Genomic DNA, 19,312 nt, shown 5'->3' with positions numbered 1-19,312 from the left:
ATTCATATTGAATGATTTTGCACAACATGTACCGATTAAGTCGATATAAGTTCGGCGTACTCCTATGTGATGATTTGAGAACAATAATGACCGTTTACGGGGAATATATTTTCTTTGTCATATCTAGTGAATATTAGATAAATATCATAATCACCATGAAAAAATTGTGAAGTGGTATTGAAAAATGTATGAGCAGCACAAATATTATAATTATAATCTATCTTTATTTTTTAAATAATTGAAATATAAGAAAATAATTAAAAAACCGACTTGAAATATGACGCTTCTCACCCATTAACTAAGCAAGTACCAAATTTGTTGTGAGGAAAATAATAATGCGTTTTGAAAAATTTACAAATCGCTTACAGCAAGCCTTATCTGATGCGCAATCTTTAGCAATGGGCAAGGATCATACAGCGATTGAAGGCATCCATATACTATCGACCCTGCTTGAAGAGCCATCAAATATGAGTTTGTTGCAGCAGGCAGGGGCGAATTTACGAGAATTAAGCACAAAGTTGCAACAGGCGCTTGATGATGCACCAACACTTGCTCATCCAACTGGTGATATTAATCTGAGTCCAGATGCGGTTAAAGCGCTTAACTTAGCAGATAGTTATGCACAAAAATCGGGTGATGAGTTTCTTTCAACAGATTGGGTGTTACTTGGTTTAGCAGAAACAGGTGCAACCAAAACTATTTTAAATGCGGTTGGTGTTCAATCTGCAGGTTTAAAAGCGGCGATAACTAAAGTTCGAGGTGATGAAAAAGTCATGAGTAACAATCATGAAGATCAACGTGATTCATTAAACAAATACACCATTGATCTCACTGAGCGAGCACTTTCTGGCAAGCTTGATCCAGTGATTGGGCGAGATGATGAAATTCGTCGAACAGTCCAAGTTTTATCACGCCGTACAAAAAATAATCCTGTTTTGATTGGTGAACCGGGTGTTGGTAAAACTGCCATTGTTGAGGGTTTAGCACAGCGTATCGTCAATGGAGAAGTGCCTGAAAGTTTAAAAAATAAACGTGTCTTATCACTTGATCTTGGATCGCTTTTAGCTGGTGCAAAATATCGTGGTGAATTTGAAGAGCGCTTAAAAGCAGTATTAAAAGATCTTGCTAAACATGATGGTGAAATTATTCTGTTTATCGATGAGTTGCACACTCTAGTCGGTGCAGGTAAAGGCGACGGTGCAATGGATGCAGGTAACATGTTGAAGCCTGCTTTAGCACGTGGAGAATTACGTTGTGTAGGTGCTACAACATTAGATGAATATCGACAATTCATTGAAAAAGATGCAGCACTTGAACGTCGTTTCCAAAAAGTATTGGTTGATGAGCCTAGTGTTGAAGACACGATTGCGATTTTACGTGGATTAAAAGAGCGCTATGAAGTACATCATGGTGTTAAAATCTTAGATTCTGCCATCATTGCTGCAGCTAAAATGTCACATCGATACATTACAGATCGTCAACTACCAGATAAAGCGATTGATCTAATTGATGAGGCAGCATCTCGAATTAAGATGGAGCTTGATTCAAAACCTGAGTCTCTAGATAAATTAGAGCGTCGTCTTATTCAATTAAAATTACAGCTTGAGGCTGTAAAAAAAGATGAAGATGCAGGAAGTAAAGCTGAAGTTGCACACTTAGAAAAACAAATTGCTGAAGTGGAGAAGGAATACAGCGATCTTGAAGAAGTGTGGATTTCTGAAAAGCGTTTAGTGCAAGGCGATCAACAAACTCAGGCTGAGCTTGATCAAGCACGTATTGCGATGCAAAAGGCACAACGTGAAAATGATCTAGCTGAAATGGCACGACTTCAATATGGAGTAATTCCTGATTTGGAGAAACGACTCAGTGAAGAAGCATCTGAAGAGAAAGTTGAACCTAAATTATTGCGTAATAAAGTGACGGACAATGAAATTGCCGAAGTTGTAAGTGCAGCTACAGGAATTCCTGTAGCAAAAATGCTACAGGGTGAGCGTGAAAAATTACTCAGTATGGAAACATTTTTACATAACCGCGTCGTAGGCCAAGATGAAGCGGTAGTTGCAGTTTCTAATGCTGTACGACGCTCACGTGCTGGACTTTCAGATCCAAATCGCCCAAGTGGTTCATTCTTATTTTTAGGTCCAACAGGTGTCGGTAAAACTGAGTTAACTAAAGCTTTAGCAAACTTCTTATTTGACAGTGACGATGCCATGATCCGTATCGATATGTCTGAATTTATGGAGAAACATTCTGTTAGTCGTTTGGTGGGAGCACCTCCTGGTTATGTTGGTTATGAAGAGGGTGGTGTGCTAACTGAAGCAGTACGCCGTAAGCCTTATAGCGTGGTGTTATTTGATGAAGTAGAGAAGGCTCATCCAGATGTATTTAACATTCTGCTTCAGGTACTTGACGATGGTCGCTTGACTGATTCGCAAGGGCGTGTGGTGGATTTTAAAAATACAGTGATCGTCATGACTTCAAACTTAGGTTCAAATGAAGTGCGCGAATTAGGTGACATGGCGACGGAACAAGATGTACGCAGTGTTGTGATGGCTGCTGTTTCTGAGCATTTTAGACCAGAGTTTATTAACCGAATTGATGAACTTGTAATCTTCCATGCACTGAAAAAATCGCAGATTCGAGGTATCGCGGATATTCAGTTAGATCGCTTACGTGCTCGTTTGGCTGATCGTGATTTAAGTTTGACTGTAGATGACACTGCTTTCGATGAATTAATTGAGGCAGGATATGACCCAATCTATGGGGCTCGACCACTCAAACGTGCTATTCAACAAAAGGTTGAAAATACATTGGCTCAAAAAATCTTGGCGGGAGAATTTTTGCCAGGAGATACAATTGTTATACAAAGCACTGATGGAAATTTGAGTTTTAGTAAACTTAAATTAAATTAGAATTTAATAAACAAACTTAGAAAACCTGAATTAGTTCAGGTTTTTTTTCATTTAAGTGATTTAAAAATAATAAATTTATTTTTTAATAAAATTGCTACTCAAATCTATTAAGTATAAGATTGCACTCAATATTTTTGTGAATAAATGTTTAATTTGTTTATTGATTCACAAAAGGAATTCATTGTTTAGCTTAATGGGATCAATATGCTAGAATTAAAACGACTCCGAAAATTAAAAAAAGAACCTTATAGTGAGTTTGTTAAGGTAAAAGATTTAAAACCCCGTGATATTGAAAAGATGTTCAATATTTACAGTAACTATTATTCAAATACAGTCTTTGAAATTTTTGAAAGAGACCTTCTGGAAAAGACTGGTGTGTTTATCATTCGAGAACCCAAAAAAGATTTTTTAGTGGGTTTCTCAACTGTAATGGAGCGAAATTTTACCGTGAATGGTAAAACTGCCCATGCTTTTTTTAGTGGTGATACCATTATTGAGGAGGCGTATTGGGGTAGTCGAGCATTACAACGTGCGATGTTTCGTTATGTAATGACCTTCAAATTACGTCATACGGGTGTACCGATCTATTGGATGCTGATCTCAAAGGGCTTTAAGACCTACTTACTTCTTGCAAATAATTATTATCACTATTATCCAAATCCAGAAAATAAAGATGAATATTTAAAAGATTATGTTGAAGCGTATTGTCGTGAGTATTTTGCAGAATACTATGATGATGAATCAAAGCTGATTGATTTTGGAGAAAACTATCAGTGTCTGAAACCTGATGTGGCCCCAATAACAGAAGAAATGCGCCAGAAAAATCGTAAAATTGAGTTTTTTGAGGAATGCAATCCATCTTGGGTTCAAGGTACTGAATTACCGTGTATTGGTGAGCTGCGTTGGGTTGATATTTTGCAAACAGCGGTAAGGTTTGTGAAAAAATCATCGCTCAAAAAAAATAAGTCGAATCTGAATAAAGATAAATTATCTAAATCGGCTCAAACCAAAGATCAAGATCAAGATTCTAAGGTGGCCTAATGTCTGTGATATTTGCAGCTCATCAAGTTTTAAATTTGGCCTGTAAAAAATCATTTAAAGACTTTTATCAATACGCTGATCAATTGGAAAAAGTTCAGCGTGATAAATTAAAAGTTATATGTGATGATCCAAAGATGGAATATGAGTCGTTTGCTCAACATTTTCCAGTAACACGTTATGCTGATTGGAAGCAGAAAGTTGAAGCATCACGTAATCAAGGCGTAAATTTACTTAATAAAAGTAAAATTATCCGATTCCAGCCTACAAGTGGTTCAAGTGAAGCACTCAAATTTATTCCATATACCCAACAATTTTTAGGTGAAATAGATCAGGCGATTGGTTTATGGCTCACGAGTTTATATCGTCGTTATCCTGAACTAAAACGTACAACACACTATTGGTCTGTATCTTGGTTGCCTGAAAGCCAGCGTCAACTGACGACCACTCATAATTTAAATGATGATAGTGCCTTACTTTCTTTTTCAAAACGAATTTTAACTCAAATTACGCAGGCCGTGCCTGCTGACATTGCTTTGGCAGAAACTGCTGAAGATGCGATGTTCGCTACGGCTGTATATTTAGTCAGAGATGAAAATCTCGGCATGATTTCAGTGTGGAGCCCAACTTTTGCACTGCAACTGATCGAAATTATCCAAGAAAATAAGAGTGAAATCGTTGAGGTTTTATCGACTGGTCAGTGGAGTCGTCAAAGTTTAGATTTTTTAAAAATCAAAAAATCAGTAAAACGTAGCCAGATTCTAGAACGATTAGATTTGGAAGATCCGACTTGTTGGAAAAAATTGTGGCCAAAGCTATTTTTAATTTCATCTTGGGATACCGCAAGCGCACAGCACTGGGCACAAATTTTAAAAACCAAAATTAAGGGTGTAAGTTTTCAAGGTAAAGGGCTTTGGGCCACTGAAGGCGTAGTGACTATACCTTTAGATGATCATTATCCCTTGATGTATCAAGCTCATTTTTATGAGTTTCAAGATTTAGATACTCAGCAAATTTACCCTGCTTGGCAGCTCAAACCAGGTCAAATCGTGAGTCCGATTATTACGACAGGGTCTGGCCTAAAACGCTACATTATTGATGATGAATTATTGGTTGATTCTTTTTATCAGGGCATTCCGTGCTTTAAATTTCTTGGTCGAAAGATGACAGTTGATTTGGTCGGAGAAAAGATTGATCAATCTGTTGCTTTGAGTGTGATCGATACATTTAAACAAAACGGTTTTTTACCCATTAGTTTACTCGGAATAGAACAGACTGAATCGAAACCTTATTATGTTTTGCTTTCTGAGGGTAGTGTGAGTGGGCAGCCGTCCGATCAACAGTTAGATCAATTGCTCAAACAAAATTTTCACTATGAGTTGGCACGTAATTTAGGGCAATTAGAAGAAGCACGCGTGATGCATGTGGAAGATGCATGGCATGAATATAAGACAATCGCAATGCGCAATGGCATGATTGAGGGGAATATCAAGCCAGAACCGTTGAAGAAAATGAAATTTATTTAAGAATTTAAAAATGACAGAGCAAAATTTACTATATCGATCAAAAACCTCGCCTGAATTTTATCTACGTTATGCTGCGGAGCAAGATGATCCTCAATTGATTGAGCTGATTTCTGAAAGTATGCCGAGTAACGGTATGGTGATTTCATTTGAGCGGAAACCGAGTTATTTTCGTGCTACACATGCACAATATAATAAGCCTGAAATTTTGGTTGTCGTACATCAAGATCAGCCTGATCAAATTATTGCCATGATGAACATCGGTTGGAAATCGTATTGGATCAATGGCGTCACTGAACAATTACGCTATGTATCAGATTTACGAATCAAACTTACAGCTCGGGGTAAAAAAGCGTTTAATGTATTTATGGAATACATTTTTGAATGTTTCCCTCGTGAAATTATCTTTCAAAGTGTGATTTTAGAAGATAATAAAGTAGCTCGTAATATGATGCATCGTGAAAGAGAAGGATATGCTTTACCTTATATCTTTGATTCGATGACCACTTTTACCATTTCTAAGGTGCCTAAGTTTAAGCAGTCTGCTGAACTTCGCCTTGAAACAATGACTATAGATAAGATTGATGCGGTCAATGGTTTTATACAAGACATGGCTTCCCATTATAATTTTTTACCTGATTATGACTTTAGACAGTTATTGGAAGCTAATCATCCTTTTTGGTATGGGCTGAGATTAGAAGACTTTCATTTAGTGCTCAATTCAGATCATAAAATCGTAGGTTTATTTGGTTTGTGGGATCAAAAAGATTTCAAACAAACTAAAGTGGCGAGTTATTCTACAACGTTAAAACTGTTAAAACCTGTCTATAACACTTATGCTCGTATTACTGGACAGTTAACGCTTCCCAAAGAAGGGCAATCCTTTGATTATCTCATGACGCATAGTTTCCTCTGTGATCCAAGTGCGTTAGACGTACTAAAGTTTATGCTGACCAATGTCAACACATTAGTGAAGGCTCAGGGTAAAACATCATTTTGTGTGACAGTTGTTGAGAATGATCCACGTAAGCAAGTTCTAGAGCAGTGTTCATCACATAAAATGAAAGCAGTTCACACGCTTCATAGTTATGAAAGTAAACCCTATGACGTGATTGATCGTTCTAAATACTCTTACTTTGAAGTGAGTCGTATTTAAGAATATAGTGCGTTCATCGGAATGCGGGTGAACGCACTTGATTAGCTGTAATTAATAAATATATAAATAAAATTACAATAATAATTCTCGAGATAAAAAATGGAATTTATAAGTGTTACTTTTCGACGGTCAATTTTAATTTCTAGCATGCTGATGTGTGGTTTCCAATGGGCAACTGCACAGCAATTAGATGAATCTGAACTCATCGAACAGCAAGTGATTGATCAGAATTTGAATGAAAATTTAGTGCAAGAATTAAAAAAAGAAGTATCACAGAGCGCTGAGGTACAAATACAAAATCAACAACATTTGGCTCAGACTCAAGCAGAAGAATTTAATCAGAAGCAATTGGTTTCAAATGCAGTTTCTGATTTTGAATTGAGCAAAAAAGCAGATCCTGAGCAGATTAGCAAAACCATTAAACCACTGACGTATTATCCTTATGATACGCTACCACGTACTGTCTATGTTTCAACAGATCCAACCATTACTGTGACAAAGGAATATTCACCTTCAAAAAATTTAAGAAAATAAAAAAGGGCAAACGAATTGCCCTGTTTTTATTGGTCAAGCTCTCTAATCATTAGGCTTGAAGGTGTCTAATTTTCCATGAACGATGAATTTTAGTATTACGTTTAAAGTCTAGACCAATTGTTTCATGGGTGAGTTCTTCAATGTCATAAAACGCTTTGATTTCGTCGTCTAATTCAAAACCACGATAGTTATTTGAGAAATACAGCGTACCACCAGTGGTTAAACGATTCATTGCACGTTTAATCAGGGATAAGTGATCACGTTGAACGTCAAACGTACCATGGAATTTTTTAGAGTTCGAGAACGTTGGCGGATCGATAAAGATCAAGTCATATTGTTCATGACCTTCTTTTAACCATTCAAAACAATCACTGGCAAAGAACTGGTGTTGTTGGTCAGCATGATCAACCGTTAAACCATTTAAGACAAAGTTTTCTTTAGACCAGTTCAAATAAGTATTTGAAAGGTCGACACTGGTCGTGCTCGCAGCACCACCTAACGCAGCATGTAAACTTGCAGTTGAGGTATAACTATATAGATTAAGGAAATGTTTACCTTTTGCTTCAGCAGCGATGCGTAAGCGAATTTGGCGATGGTCGAGGAAAAGGCCAGTATCCAAATAATCTGTCAGGTTAACCAAAATTTTCGCTTTGCCTTCTTGAACGATAAAGCGTTTAGAGGCAGTACTTTGTTTGGTGTATTGGTTTTTACCTTCCTGACGAGCACGAGTCTTGATAAAAATGGCATCGCGACCTAAACCTGTGACAGCACGGATTGCTTGTAAAGCAAGATTAAAACGTTTTTTCGCTTTTTCAGGATGGATTGATTTTGGTGGGGCATATTCTTGAACATGCAATCGGTCACCATATAGATCTACGGCGACATTGAAGTCTGGTAGATCAGCATCATAAATTCGCAAACAATAGATATTTTCTTTTACAGCCCATTTTTTCAAATTCTGCATATTCTTTTGCAAACGATTTGTAAAATCTTCAGCACCTTCAATTTTATCGAATAGAAGTGGTTGCCAATTGGCTAAGAAAGGTTGTGTCACAACAGGTGGCTTAATCTTACCTGAGCGAATATAAATAGGTAGCTTACCATTCATTAAGCGAAGCGTTTGAGTTTCGCTAAATGCCAACACGTCTGCTTGTTCAATTTGAGCTGCAATAACTGCGGCAGTTTGGTTGGCAAAGTTCTTTTGAAGTAAGCCAGATAGACCAAGATAGAATGAACGGCTAGAGCCTTTATCACCAAGACGCTCACCATAAGGTGGGTTAGTGACAACGACCACAGATTTACCTTCTGCCTTAAAATCTGGCCAATCAGAAAGGGTGCGCTCTTCTATTTGAATTTGATCTAGCAATGCCTCAAATCCTGCAGCGCGGATATTATTTTTGGTTGCTTTTACTGCTTCCCAATCTGCGTCAAAGGCATAGAATTTTGGAAGCGGTTTTTCTAAGGCAACTTTGTGACGTTCCGCAGCTTCACCTTTAATTTGCATCCAAAGATCATGATCATGACCATTCCAGCCATTAAAGCCGAAACGACGAACCAAACCAGGAGCACGGTCAGTTAACATCATCAAAGCTTCAATAATGAATGTTCCTGAACCACACATTGGATCAAGAACAATATCTGGATTCTTTTCAATTAATTTTGCATGTTGAAGGATGGCTGCAGCCAAGTTTTCTTTGATGGGTGCATCAGTCATATAGTGGCGATAGCCACGTTTATGCAATGAATCACCAGACAAATCTAAACAAAAAGTATGTTCTTTCTTACCAGCCAAAGCATAAATGGTAATTTCTGGTTGTTTGATATCGATGCTTGGACGTTTACCGACAGCCTCCATGAAGGAATCTACGATACCGTCTTTTACACGTAATGTGGCGAATTGGCTATTGACCTTGATCTCACGTTCAACATGTAAACGCACAGCAAATGTACTTTGAGGTGCAAAAATAAGCGACCAGTCAAAACTATTTGCACCTTCATAGAGTTCTTCAGCTACATCGCGTGCATCGTGAGTAAATTCTACTTCAAATGTATGGATGGGCGTCAAAACACGTGATGCAAGACGAGACCACATACAAATGCGGTAGGCATCAGCCAATTGACCTTTGAAAACCAATCGCCCAGGGAAACGTTCAACGTTTTGTACTCCTAAACCTTCAATTTCTTCTTGAAGTAAGGTTTCAAGCCCATCTGCACAGGTAACCCAATATGTAGAAAGACGAGGTTTAGAATTCATGAACATTCCCAAAGACAAATAAAGCAATCGCGTATTTTAACTTATTTTTGATTTTAAAACTGCTTTAATGCGCTGATACAACCATTTTAAAAATAATTTAAATTTAAAGATTGATTGAAACTGGTTGATATAGCCCCATAAAACTAAAAAACACTAAAAGATAAAAAATATGTTGGCTTTAATTTTCTCTATGTTTACTTTTTCATTATCGATGTCTATCTCTCCTGGACCTGTTAATTTAACTATTCTCAGTAGCAGTATGAACTTTGGTGTTCGAAAAACTTTTGCTTTTATTTCAGGTGCAACCATTGGATTTACTGCTTTACTTGCAGCAGTATGCGTTGGTCTATATCAGATTATTTTATCGTATCCTGTTCTTTTGGATGCTATTGCGCTGTTAGGAACGGCTCTATTGGTTTGGATTGGCTGGAATATTTTAAGCGCTAAAGGCGAGAAAATTCAAACGGATCAACAAGATCTAGAGAAAATTCCAAATTTTACGCAAGGTGCTTTAATGCAGTGGCTGAATCCAAAAGCTTGGATTGCCGCTGTTTCAGGTACAGCTCTATTTTCAGCTTCAGAGAATAGTGTTTATTTAGCGCTTTTTGTTTTGATTTATTTTATGGTCTGCTATGTCTCTTTATGGCTTTGGGGATATGCAGGGGAAAAATTGGCTCAGTTTCTTAATGTGGGAAATCGAGCAAGAATTTTGAATAGGGTGATGGGAAGTCTTTTAATCGTGATTGCTATACAGATGTGTCTCACTCATTTTTTAACATATCCATAAAACTATGAGTGGATCATTTATTAAAAATTTCTATTTTTATAATCTAACTCACTATTTCAGGGAAATTTGATTGAACAGATGTATCAAAATAAAGATAAACAAGATTTTATGTAGGAGTTTGGAGCCTAATTTTGAGGGAATTAGAAGATTTCAATGGGATGCTTTTGGTTAAATTAAGTTTTTGAAAAATTTTATGAAACATCATAAGTCGTGATTAAGTTAGATATTGATCAGCTGCAGTGTGGGTCACTGCCAAATCATTTTAGAATCTGTATAATACGTTGACTTAACGTATAAGGAATCTCTCATGCACTTCGCTGCATTGCATACACCGAGCCAGATTCAACTCAACCAAGATGGGAATCTCAAACACTTCCTCACCATCGAAGGCCTTTCAAAAGAAACTCTTACAAAAATATTGGACACTGCACAGTCCTTTTTTAATGACCAAAATCAGCTCATTACCAATAATATGCTTGAAGGCAAAACGGTAATGAACCTGTTTTTCGAAAATTCGACACGTACACGAACGACATTTGAAGCAGCGGCAAAACGTCTTTCTGCCAACGTGCTCAATATTGATATTGCTCGCTCAAGTACTTCTAAAGGCGAAACACTGAGAGATACACTGTGGAATTTAGAAGCAATGGCGGCTGATATCTTTGTGGTTCGACATTCTTCATCGGGTGCTGCACATTTTATTGCGAAGGATGTTTGTCCAACTGTTGCGATTATCAACGCGGGTGATGGACGTCATGCGCATCCAACACAAGCAATGTTGGATATGCTTACGATTCGCCGTGAAACCAATAAAAAATTTGAAGATATTTCCATTGCAATCATTGGGGATATTAAACATTCACGAGTTGCACGTTCTGATGTGGCTGCATTGCAAACATTAGGTTGTAAAGATATTCGTGTGATTGCGCCGAATACGTTACTTCCTTATGGCTTCGATGAATATGGTGAAGGTGTTCGCCTATTTAACAATATGGAAGCTGGGATTAAGGATTGTGATGTCATCATTACTTTACGTATTCAAAATGAACGTATCGATTCACCTGCATTATCTTCACAAGCTGAATTTTACAAAATGTATGGTTTGAACAAAGAGCGTTTGGCTTTGGCCAAACCTGATTGTATCGTGATGCATCCAGGGCCGATGAATCGTGGTGTTGAGATTGATTCAAGTATTGCAGATGGTCCTCAATCAGTGATTTTGAATCAGGTGACCAATGGTATTGCGGTGCGTATGGCAGTTCTCGCGCTGGCGATGCAGGGTCAGTTACAAGAACAAGGTTTAATTGAAGCAGTTGCGGTATAAGGAATCAGTCATGTCTATTGTTAAAGTCGAAAATGTACGCGTCCTAGATCCAATTGCTCAAACTGATCAAATACAAACTATTTTTATTCAAGATGGAAAACGCATCGAAGCGACTTCAGATGTGCATGAAAGCATCGATGGGCAAGGCAAATGGTTGATGCCAACGATGGTTGATTTGTGTGCACGTTTACGAGAGCCAGGTCAACAACAACATGGAACGTTGAAATCTGAAGGTAAAGCAGCACGTGAAAATGGCATTTTACATGTATTTACCCCACCAGATTCAAAACCTATCGTTCAGGACAATGGTGCTTTAATTCATGGTCTTGTTGAAAAGGCAATGTTAGATGGCGGGATTTACCTTGAAGTGATAGGTGCACAAACACAAGGGCTTCAAGGAAATCAACCAGCCAACATGGCAGGTTTAAAAAAGGGTGGTTGTACTGCTGTATCAAATGCAAATGCACCTTTTGCGAATGACGATGTGGTGCTTCGTACGCTTGAATATGCTGCAGGTTTGAATTTAACTGTCGTATTCTATGCTGAAGAGCCTCAAATTGCGAAAGATGGCTGTGTGCATGAAGGCTTTATTGCTTCACGCCAAGGTTTACCAATGATTCCTGCTTTGGCAGAAACGGTCGCGATCGCAAAATATCTATTAATGATAGAGGCGACAAAAGTCCGCGCACACTTCGGATTACTGTCTTGTGGTGCTTCGGTTGAGTTAATACGTATCGCGAAGGAAAAAGGATTGCCAGTCACGTGTGATGTTGCAATGCATCAGTTACATCTTACGGAATCTTTAATTGATGGATTCAATTCCTTGGCACATGTACGTCCACCTTTGCGTTCAGAATCTGATAAAGAGTTACTTCGTCAGGGAGTGAAATCTGGAGTAATTGACGCGATTTGTACGCATCATGAACCACTTAGTAGTTCTGCAAAAATGGCACCTTTTGCAGAGACTTTGCCAGGTTTTACTGCTTTTGATTCATATGTTCCTTTTGGAATCAAATTGATTGAAGAAGGTTTATTTAGTCCATTAGAGTGGGTTGAAAAAGTAACGAGTGCGCCAGCTGCTGTTGCACAAATGACTGAGACATGGAAAGCACAGGCTGGATGGGTGCTGGTTGATCCAGATTTGGAATGGACACTTGATAAATCTTCTATTATTTCTCAAGGTAAAAATACACCGTTGATTAATCAAAAAGTCAAAGGTAAGGTAATTCGTACTTTCATAAAATAATGTGAATTCAATCATTTAAAGGTCGATTAATATCGGCCTTTTTTATTTTGGATGATTGAATAATTCATGATTCAGTATATTTTATGAAGATCTGTATTTTTTAATAAAATTTAACTGAGAGCTTTAATAAGAATCAAAACAAAACCAATGAGGTTTGGTATCAAGAGCTTGAGTTTGATTGGGGGAGTAGCATGAAACTTCGGATGAAAACATTGACCACATTGTGCATGGTTGGTGCATTGTCAGGATGCCAACAAGTGTATTCAATCATGTATGCTTTTAATCGTTGTGATCAACCTGAAGTGCAATTAAAACTCGAACAAGTCATCCATAAAGACATCGCGAATATCTCAGCGACTCAACTCAAAAGTATTATAGAAAATGATCAAGTTATTATAGATGGTCAACTCTTACAGCGTAGTTTGAAACCAGCTCAATTTAAAATTGAAAACATTGATAAAATAAAGAAAATGAGATCCTCTGATCAGACGATGTGTACAGCAAGAGTCACTGCTGAACTACCATCAAATTATCTGACGGATGCTGATGTATCGCGCGCATTAAATCGAGAGTCAAATGTTTTAGAATCAGCTGCACTTTCTCAATTAAACTTTGAGAACAATCAGATTTCTACTGAGTTAAATTATAGTGTACGAATTTCAGAGCATGAAGTAACTGTACAATTGGTGAATGCACTACATTTCACCAGTTTTATGCAAAAAGTTCTAATAGATGCCCATTTAAAACCATCACGTTTGACGGCTTTAGTGTTAGATCGTCAAAAGAAACAAGCACTTTTAAATCAGCAAAATAAAACATCAGATGATTATCAATCCATTCTTATTGCTGAAGCACAACTTAAATTAGATCAAGCCAATGAAGATCTAAATTCTGTATGGAGTAGAGCTTCACTTCAAGCACGCCAAAAAATACAATACGAGCAAGAACTGTGGGCAAAAAAGCGTAATTTAGAATGTAAATTAAATAGTGAAGGCGCCGATAATCCTGAAGTTTTTCGATTGAATTGCGAAACAAATATGGCGATTAGTCGAACATCTGAATTACAGCAAAAAATTTTCACTCTAAGTTAGGCATTGATTAAACAGGGTTGTTGAGCGTTAGCTTTTACGCATCAAATTTTAAAAAATAAAAATGTGATGGAGTTGTTGTTTTTTATTTGATTAAATATGTCAAAATTATAAATATGCGGTATAAAAAATGACGTATAAGATTAAATTGGCTTTGATTATCTCTACCATCTTCGTTGCAGGTTGTGATCTGAATAAGAAAAGCAAAGACACCTCACAGAATGTAGAAATTGCTGATTGGAGTTGTACTTCTCCTACGAATGTCAAAGAAATTGAACGCTTTGCGCAACAGGAATATAACAACATTTTAGATCGTCGTTTAAAAGCAACAGATCAGTATGAGTCAGATTTAAAATTACTTTCCCAAATCAACTCATCGCTTAGATTTGAACTCAAGTCGATTACAACAACGAGTGATCCTTCAAATGCAACAAACAAATTGACGTGTTCAAGCCAGTTGGTTATCCACCTGCCGAAGGGGCTTCAACGTCGTGCTGAAAATGCATACCTTGAAAAACCTTGCGAATACGAATGTGAACATGACGAAGGTAGTTATACGCTCCAACATTGGATTAATGATGTTCATGGCAATATCAGTTATGGGCAAGATAAGCTCACAGGCACTTTGAATTATGAGATTACCAAGACGGATAAAGAAGGTTTAATGCTGAGTGTGCAACCTGATAATGCATTGTTAGATATTGCTGCAAGTATGACGAGATATGCTGTTCAATTTGAAGCATTTCGTAAAGCAAATCAGAATGAATCAAAAGCTTACGAAGAGTATGAGGCTGTTCAACAAAAACAAAAGGCCTTGGCACTCAAAGCTATGCAATTGAGAAAATCTGATTTAGATAAAGAGCAAGCAAGAGCTGTCGAGCGACTTAATTTAACTTGGGATAATTTGAGCGGCGAACAAAAAGAGCAGCTAAAGAGCGATCAAACTGAATGGTTCGAACGTCGTGACGTGGACTGTAAAGTGGTCTCTCAAAAGTCAATTGAAAGTATCCCAGAAAAAGAACGCGAAACTTATCAGCAACATTATCAATATTGGGACAATGAAATGAATCAAATGAATGTTGAGATGCAATATTCTAAATGTTTCATTCAAAAGACCAATGAGAGAATTGTGTACCTAAACAATGTGTTTAATTAATTCATTACAATATAGCAAAAGGGCGAATTGATTCGCTCTTTTTTTATCGGCATGCTTAGGTATACAGAATATATGTGGAAGCGATATGCGTATTAGTGTGATTGGAGCAGGGCGCGTAGCTCATCATTTGGCTCAGGTATTGAGTCAGCATCATGAGATTGTCCAAGTGTTTAGTCGAGAGCAATCTAAAGCCAATTTGTTGGCGGCTTTAGTAAGAGCTAGACCATGCAATGCAATTGAAGATCTCGAAGACACTGTTGATATTGCATTATTGGTGGTGAGTGATAAGGCAATTGAAGAAGTTGCTGAAAAAGTTGCAAAACAGCTTCCTCAGGCTTTAATTGTACATACGTCTGGCAGTACCCATATCTCTAAAATCACGCAATATCATGAGCGTGCAGGTGTGTTCTATCCACTACAAACCTTTAGCTTTGAAAGTCAAATTGATTGGTTGAGTACGCCAATATTTGTTGAAGCGATGAGCGACCAGGATTTAGCATCCTTGACTCAAATGGCAAAAGAGTTGAGTCAAAAGGTTTATCAATATGACTCAACACAGCGCTTGAGTTTGCATTTAGCAGCTGTCTTCGCGTGTAACTTTACCAACTACTGCTATGACGTCGCTAAGCAGCTCGTAGATGCACAAAAAGTCGATTTTAATTTATTGTACCCATTGATTTTGGAAACTGCGAAAAAAGCGACTTTAAATCCCCCAAAACAGGTGCAAACTGGTCCAGCGATGCGTGGTGATCAAAACATTATCCATATGCATCAAGAGATGCTGGCGCAGGCTGGACGTACGGATTTAAGCCAAGTGTATAGTGTGGTGAGTGATCAAATTTATAAAAGACAATCAGAATAAAAAAACAGGACTTAAGTCCTGTTTTTTTATTATTGAATCTTTTTAAATAAGAAGTCGTTAATTTTATGGCCTTCTTCAATTCCACGACGTTCAAACTTAGTTTGAGGACGCCAGTCAGGACGAGGATAACTGTTACCTTTACCCGCCATATTTTCTAAACGAGGGCGGTTATCTAATACATCTAACATCCATTCTGCATAGGGTTCCCAATCGGTCGCAGCATGGAATGTTCCACCCATTTCAAGTTTTTCTTCAACTAAAGGCATACGATCGTGTGAGACGAAGCGACGTTTATGGTGACGTTTTTTCTGCCAAGGATCGGGGAAATAAAGTTGAATTGCATTGATACTGTTATCTGGCATTTCACGCAAAACTTGAATTGCATCCGCATCAAGTAAACGTAAGTTTGTCAAACCAGCCATACCCGCTTCATATACACATTGTGCAATGCCGGGAACATGTACTTCGATGCCGACATAATTGCGTTCAGGATTGGCTTTTGCCATAAGTACAAGAGAGCGCCCCATACCGAAACCGATTTCAACCGTCAATGGACGTTCAGGATGCTCAAATTGCTGACGTAAATCACCAACAGGATATTCCAAAATTAAGTGACCATATTGTTCAAGCGCAGTTCGTTGAGAAGTATTCAACGGAGATGAACGGCGCATAAATGTGACAATTTCGCGATGCTCGTTCAAGTTGTCTAATTCTACAACTTGCGGGTCTAATTGATCGTTCGACATAACTTTGGCAAATGAGAAAAAATTCGAATGCGGTATTTTAAGACCTGAGTCTCCTAAGTCAAACCTTTTTCTACCTGAAAGCACTACGTAGCTATCAATGATTTGTCGATCTATTCATGGACTTTTTCAAAATGTCATGAATTGTTCATCTACTTGTCATGCCTGTACACTAGGCTTGGAAAATAATATGAACAATGAATAAGACTTAAAATGAATAAAATAACGCTAAATAAATGGGTGTTCAATAAACTCACATTATCTTTATGTTTGATCGGATTTAGTTCAACGCCGTATGCTGAACTCATGATCAGCCAGTATGTGGATGGTAATAACAACAAGAAAGGTATTGAACTATACAATCCAGATGGAGGTGTTGTTGATTTATCCGCGTATCAATTAAAAATATTTCCGAATGGTCTAACCACCGCGAATTTGACGGTTAAGCTGCAAGGAACTTTAACAGCTCAGCAGCACTTTTTAATTGGACATTCAAATTTAAAAACTGAATTGGGTGAAGCAGTTCAGCAAACTGCTAACCTATCATTTAATGGCGATGATGCAATTGTTCTCTATAAAAACAATGTGGCTGTCGACCGTTTTGGTGCGATTGGAATACAGCAAAACTGGGCAACCGGTTTAAGCTTTGAACGTACAAAGAAAACACATGATGTCGTTTCGATAGATCCATCTGCACCCTTTGAAATTCAAAAAGAGTGGGCTAAATGGTCGGATCGCAATGCTTTTAACCAGTATTTAGCGATTAGTACAAATGAACCAATAGAGCCATCTCCGACGACTCTAAGTTGTAACTCTGCGAATACACCTATCGCTGAACTCTCACAAGCAGCTAAGAATCAAAACTATACTGTGAAGGGGGTGATTACTGCGGATTATCGTTATGCGAATGGATTCTCAGGTTTCTATATCCAAACCCCTGATGCCAAAGCAAAACCCGATCTAACTAACGCGATTTTTGTATATGCTCCTGCTTCAAGTCCTATAAAAGGAGGAAAAGTCGGAGAAGAAGTCGTTCTTAAAGGTCGATTAACTGAATATCAAAATCAGTTACAGATTGATAATTTATCCGAAAATATTTTAACTTGTAATCAAGCGGCAAGCGCTTGGATAACGCCATTATCAATCGAGTTACCATTTGAGAGTTTAACTAACGCGTCAGGGCATGCGCCAAAGCGTTATCAAGGTATGTTGGTTAAAATCCCTCAAACATTAACGGTAAGTGAAAATTACAATTATGGTCGCTACGGACAACTGTCATTAAGTCTAGGACGTTTGTTTATGCCGACCAATATTTATCCAGCTAAATCAGCAGAAGCAACGGCATTGGCGCAAAAAAATCTTTTGTCCAAAATTGAACTTGATGATGGATATAATGCACAAAATTTAACGCCTACACTGCCAAGTCAGTTTAGTGCTTTAAATACCCTACGTGCAGGTGATCAGTTAAATGCTGTTGAGGGTATTCTAGAATATCGATTTAATTCTTGGCGTATTCAACCTGTACAAGGTCGTACTCAAATCCAAATTAAAGCCAATAACCCGCGGCCACCAATGATTCAGAAAAATTCAAACCAAACCCGTGTCGTGGCTTTCAATGTTTTGAACTATGATAATGGTTTAAATGGTTTTCCAACTGAGCGAGGTGCTAGCAGCAAAGCTGAGTTTGAGAAGCAACATACCAAAATAGTCAGTGCAATGAAAGAAATCGATGCTGATGTATTTGGTTTAATGGAAATTGCGAATAATGGTTATGGTGAAAATAGTGCCATTGCATATTTAACACGAGCACTTGGATCGGAGTGGAAATATATCACTCCGCCAAATTCAAATCGATTAGGTGATGATGCGATTGCTGTTGCGATTATTTACAACAGTAAGCGTGTAAAACCTGTTAACGCTGCTGCAGTGTTTGATGACCAGTCACAAAGAAATCGAGTGACCCTTGCTCAAAGTTTTCAACCAGTGAGTGGCGGTAAAATCTTTACGGTTATTCCGAATCATTTGAAGTCTAAAGGAAGTTGTCCTTCAAATGATCAATCTGCTGATGCGGATCAAGGTGATGGTCAGGGGTGTTGGAATGCGACACGGGTTAAAGCGGTACAACAACTCATGCAGTGGATTGCAAAGAATCCAACGCAAATTACAGGTCATACGAATACGCTCTTGATTGGTGATTTAAATAGTTATGCAAAAGAAGATCCAATTTTGGCTTTAGAGCGTGCTAATTATACGAATGTACTGGCGGACAAGGTTGTAGGGCTCGGTGAACAGGCATATACCTATGTATTTGGTGTCGACAGTAACAAAGCTGGATTTGGTGGAGCAGGTAATTTGGATCATGCTTTAGCTGATGCTTCGCTATTTCCTGCGGTTAAGCGTGCATTTGTATGGCACATCAACGCTGATGAGCCAACGAATCTAGATTATAACGAAGAATTTAAGACTACAGAGCAGAAGTCGCTCTTTTATGCTGATCATGCATTTAGATCATCTGATCATGATCCAGTGATTGTCGACTTAGAGCTCAATAGCTCAACAAATGCTGAGCAGCCACAGCGTGACACTAAGTCAGGTGGTGGTTCGTTGAACTGGCTATCCATTTTAGGATTAAGCCTGTTAGCCTTGGTTGGTTGGAGACGCAGAAACCATTCCTAAAACTTAACAGTAA

General features: G+C 38.0%; 14 protein-coding genes. 12 read left to right on the top strand and 2 right to left on the bottom strand.

Features of this window, described 5'->3' with window-relative positions:
• Positions 1-335: 335 nt before the first annotated feature.
• From clpB to AC1M9L_RS02310, 5 genes are all read left to right on the top strand, one after another.
• Entirely contained in the window at positions 336-2,912 is a 2,577-nt protein-coding gene (clpB, locus tag AC1M9L_RS02330; protein WP_481591228.1) for an ATP-dependent chaperone ClpB, read from the top strand.
• Positions 2,913-3,116: 204 nt separating this feature from the next.
• Positions 3,117-3,953 (top strand): hypothetical protein, encoded by an 837-nt coding sequence (locus AC1M9L_RS02325; RefSeq protein ID WP_481588431.1) that lies wholly within the window; start codon positions 3,117-3,119, stop codon positions 3,951-3,953.
• Positions 3,953-5,476 (top strand): GH3 family acyl-acid amido synthetase, encoded by a 1,524-nt coding sequence (locus tag AC1M9L_RS02320; protein WP_481591227.1) that lies wholly within the window; start codon positions 3,953-3,955, stop codon positions 5,474-5,476. The genes AC1M9L_RS02325 and AC1M9L_RS02320 overlap by 1 nt, the downstream gene beginning before the upstream one ends.
• 10 nt (positions 5,477-5,486) lie before the next feature.
• Entirely contained in the window at positions 5,487-6,629 is a 1,143-nt protein-coding gene (locus AC1M9L_RS02315) for a GNAT family N-acetyltransferase (protein ID WP_481591226.1), read from the top strand.
• Positions 6,630-6,728: 99 nt separating this feature from the next.
• The gene (locus AC1M9L_RS02310; RefSeq protein WP_481591225.1) at positions 6,729-7,163 is read left to right on the top strand and encodes a hypothetical protein; all 435 of its coding nucleotides are present in this window, start codon (positions 6,729-6,731) and stop codon (positions 7,161-7,163) included.
• A gap of 49 nt (positions 7,164-7,212) precedes the next feature.
• Here the strand turns inward: AC1M9L_RS02310 and rlmKL are convergent, their stop codons facing one another.
• Positions 7,213-9,417 (bottom strand): bifunctional 23S rRNA (guanine(2069)-N(7))-methyltransferase RlmK/23S rRNA (guanine(2445)-N(2))-methyltransferase RlmL, encoded by a 2,205-nt coding sequence (rlmKL, locus tag AC1M9L_RS02305; RefSeq protein ID WP_481591224.1) that lies wholly within the window; start codon positions 9,415-9,417, stop codon positions 7,213-7,215.
• 169 nt (positions 9,418-9,586) lie between these two features.
• Here rlmKL and AC1M9L_RS02300 point away from each other — a divergent pair, with 169 nt between their 5' ends.
• From AC1M9L_RS02300 to AC1M9L_RS02275, 6 genes are all read left to right on the top strand, one after another.
• Positions 9,587-10,204: a LysE family translocator gene (locus AC1M9L_RS02300; protein ID WP_481591223.1), complete on the top strand. Its 618-nt coding sequence runs from the start codon at positions 9,587-9,589 to the stop codon at positions 10,202-10,204.
• Positions 10,205-10,511: 307 nt separating this feature from the next.
• Complete coding sequence (locus AC1M9L_RS02295) at positions 10,512-11,528, top strand: aspartate carbamoyltransferase catalytic subunit (RefSeq protein ID WP_092766128.1); 1,017 nt, start codon at positions 10,512-10,514, stop codon at positions 11,526-11,528.
• Between the two features lie 10 nt (positions 11,529-11,538).
• Positions 11,539-12,774 (top strand): dihydroorotase, encoded by a 1,236-nt coding sequence (locus AC1M9L_RS02290; protein WP_481586674.1) that lies wholly within the window; start codon positions 11,539-11,541, stop codon positions 12,772-12,774.
• A gap of 191 nt (positions 12,775-12,965) precedes the next feature.
• Entirely contained in the window at positions 12,966-13,865 is a 900-nt protein-coding gene (locus AC1M9L_RS02285; protein ID WP_481591222.1) for a lysozyme inhibitor LprI family protein, read from the top strand.
• A gap of 127 nt (positions 13,866-13,992) precedes the next feature.
• Entirely contained in the window at positions 13,993-15,018 is a 1,026-nt protein-coding gene (locus tag AC1M9L_RS02280; RefSeq protein WP_035265899.1) for a lysozyme inhibitor LprI family protein, read from the top strand.
• Between the two features lie 85 nt (positions 15,019-15,103).
• A complete protein-coding gene (locus AC1M9L_RS02275) occupies positions 15,104-15,880 on the top strand; it encodes a Rossmann-like and DUF2520 domain-containing protein (RefSeq protein ID WP_092766132.1) in 777 nt (258 codons plus the stop codon).
• Between the two features lie 29 nt (positions 15,881-15,909).
• On the opposite strand, the gene trmB is transcribed toward AC1M9L_RS02275, so the two are convergent.
• Positions 15,910-16,626, bottom strand: coding sequence for a tRNA (guanosine(46)-N7)-methyltransferase TrmB (gene trmB / locus AC1M9L_RS02270; protein WP_035265903.1), 717 nt, complete (start codon positions 16,624-16,626; stop codon positions 15,910-15,912).
• 210 nt (positions 16,627-16,836) lie between these two features.
• On the opposite strand from trmB, the gene AC1M9L_RS02265 reads away from it, so the two are divergent.
• Positions 16,837-19,299 carry an ExeM/NucH family extracellular endonuclease gene (locus AC1M9L_RS02265; protein WP_481591221.1) on the top strand — a complete coding sequence of 821 codons (2,463 nt, stop codon included), beginning with the start codon at positions 16,837-16,839 and terminating at the stop codon, positions 19,297-19,299.
• The last annotated feature ends 13 nt before the right edge of the window (positions 19,300-19,312 follow it).

This window comes from Acinetobacter sp. ANC_7511 (assembly GCF_056779975.1).
Note: the sequence above shows the minus strand (reverse complement) of the source record. Positions and strands in the feature narration are given on the sequence as shown.

Bases quoted from the DNA above. Each gene is read 5' to 3' on its own strand.
- clpB (WP_481591228.1), top strand. From the start codon at position 336: ATGCGTTTTGAAAAATTTACAAATCGCTTACAGCAAGCCTTATCTGAT.
- AC1M9L_RS02325 (WP_481588431.1), top strand. From the start codon at position 3,117: ATGCTAGAATTAAAACGACTCCGAAAATTAAAAAAAGAACCTTATAGT.
- AC1M9L_RS02320 (WP_481591227.1), top strand. From the start codon at position 3,953: ATGTCTGTGATATTTGCAGCTCATCAAGTTTTAAATTTGGCCTGTAAA.
- AC1M9L_RS02315 (WP_481591226.1), top strand. From the start codon at position 5,487: ATGACAGAGCAAAATTTACTATATCGATCAAAAACCTCGCCTGAATTT.
- AC1M9L_RS02310 (WP_481591225.1), top strand. From the start codon at position 6,729: ATGGAATTTATAAGTGTTACTTTTCGACGGTCAATTTTAATTTCTAGC.
- rlmKL (WP_481591224.1), bottom strand. From the start codon at position 9,417: ATGAATTCTAAACCTCGTCTTTCTACATATTGGGTTACCTGTGCAGAT.
- AC1M9L_RS02300 (WP_481591223.1), top strand. From the start codon at position 9,587: ATGTTGGCTTTAATTTTCTCTATGTTTACTTTTTCATTATCGATGTCT.
- AC1M9L_RS02295 (WP_092766128.1), top strand. From the start codon at position 10,512: ATGCACTTCGCTGCATTGCATACACCGAGCCAGATTCAACTCAACCAA.
- AC1M9L_RS02290 (WP_481586674.1), top strand. From the start codon at position 11,539: ATGTCTATTGTTAAAGTCGAAAATGTACGCGTCCTAGATCCAATTGCT.
- AC1M9L_RS02285 (WP_481591222.1), top strand. From the start codon at position 12,966: ATGAAACTTCGGATGAAAACATTGACCACATTGTGCATGGTTGGTGCA.
- AC1M9L_RS02280 (WP_035265899.1), top strand. From the start codon at position 13,993: ATGACGTATAAGATTAAATTGGCTTTGATTATCTCTACCATCTTCGTT.
- AC1M9L_RS02275 (WP_092766132.1), top strand. From the start codon at position 15,104: ATGCGTATTAGTGTGATTGGAGCAGGGCGCGTAGCTCATCATTTGGCT.
- trmB (WP_035265903.1), bottom strand. From the start codon at position 16,626: ATGTCGAACGATCAATTAGACCCGCAAGTTGTAGAATTAGACAACTTG.
- AC1M9L_RS02265 (WP_481591221.1), top strand. From the start codon at position 16,837: ATGAATAAAATAACGCTAAATAAATGGGTGTTCAATAAACTCACATTA.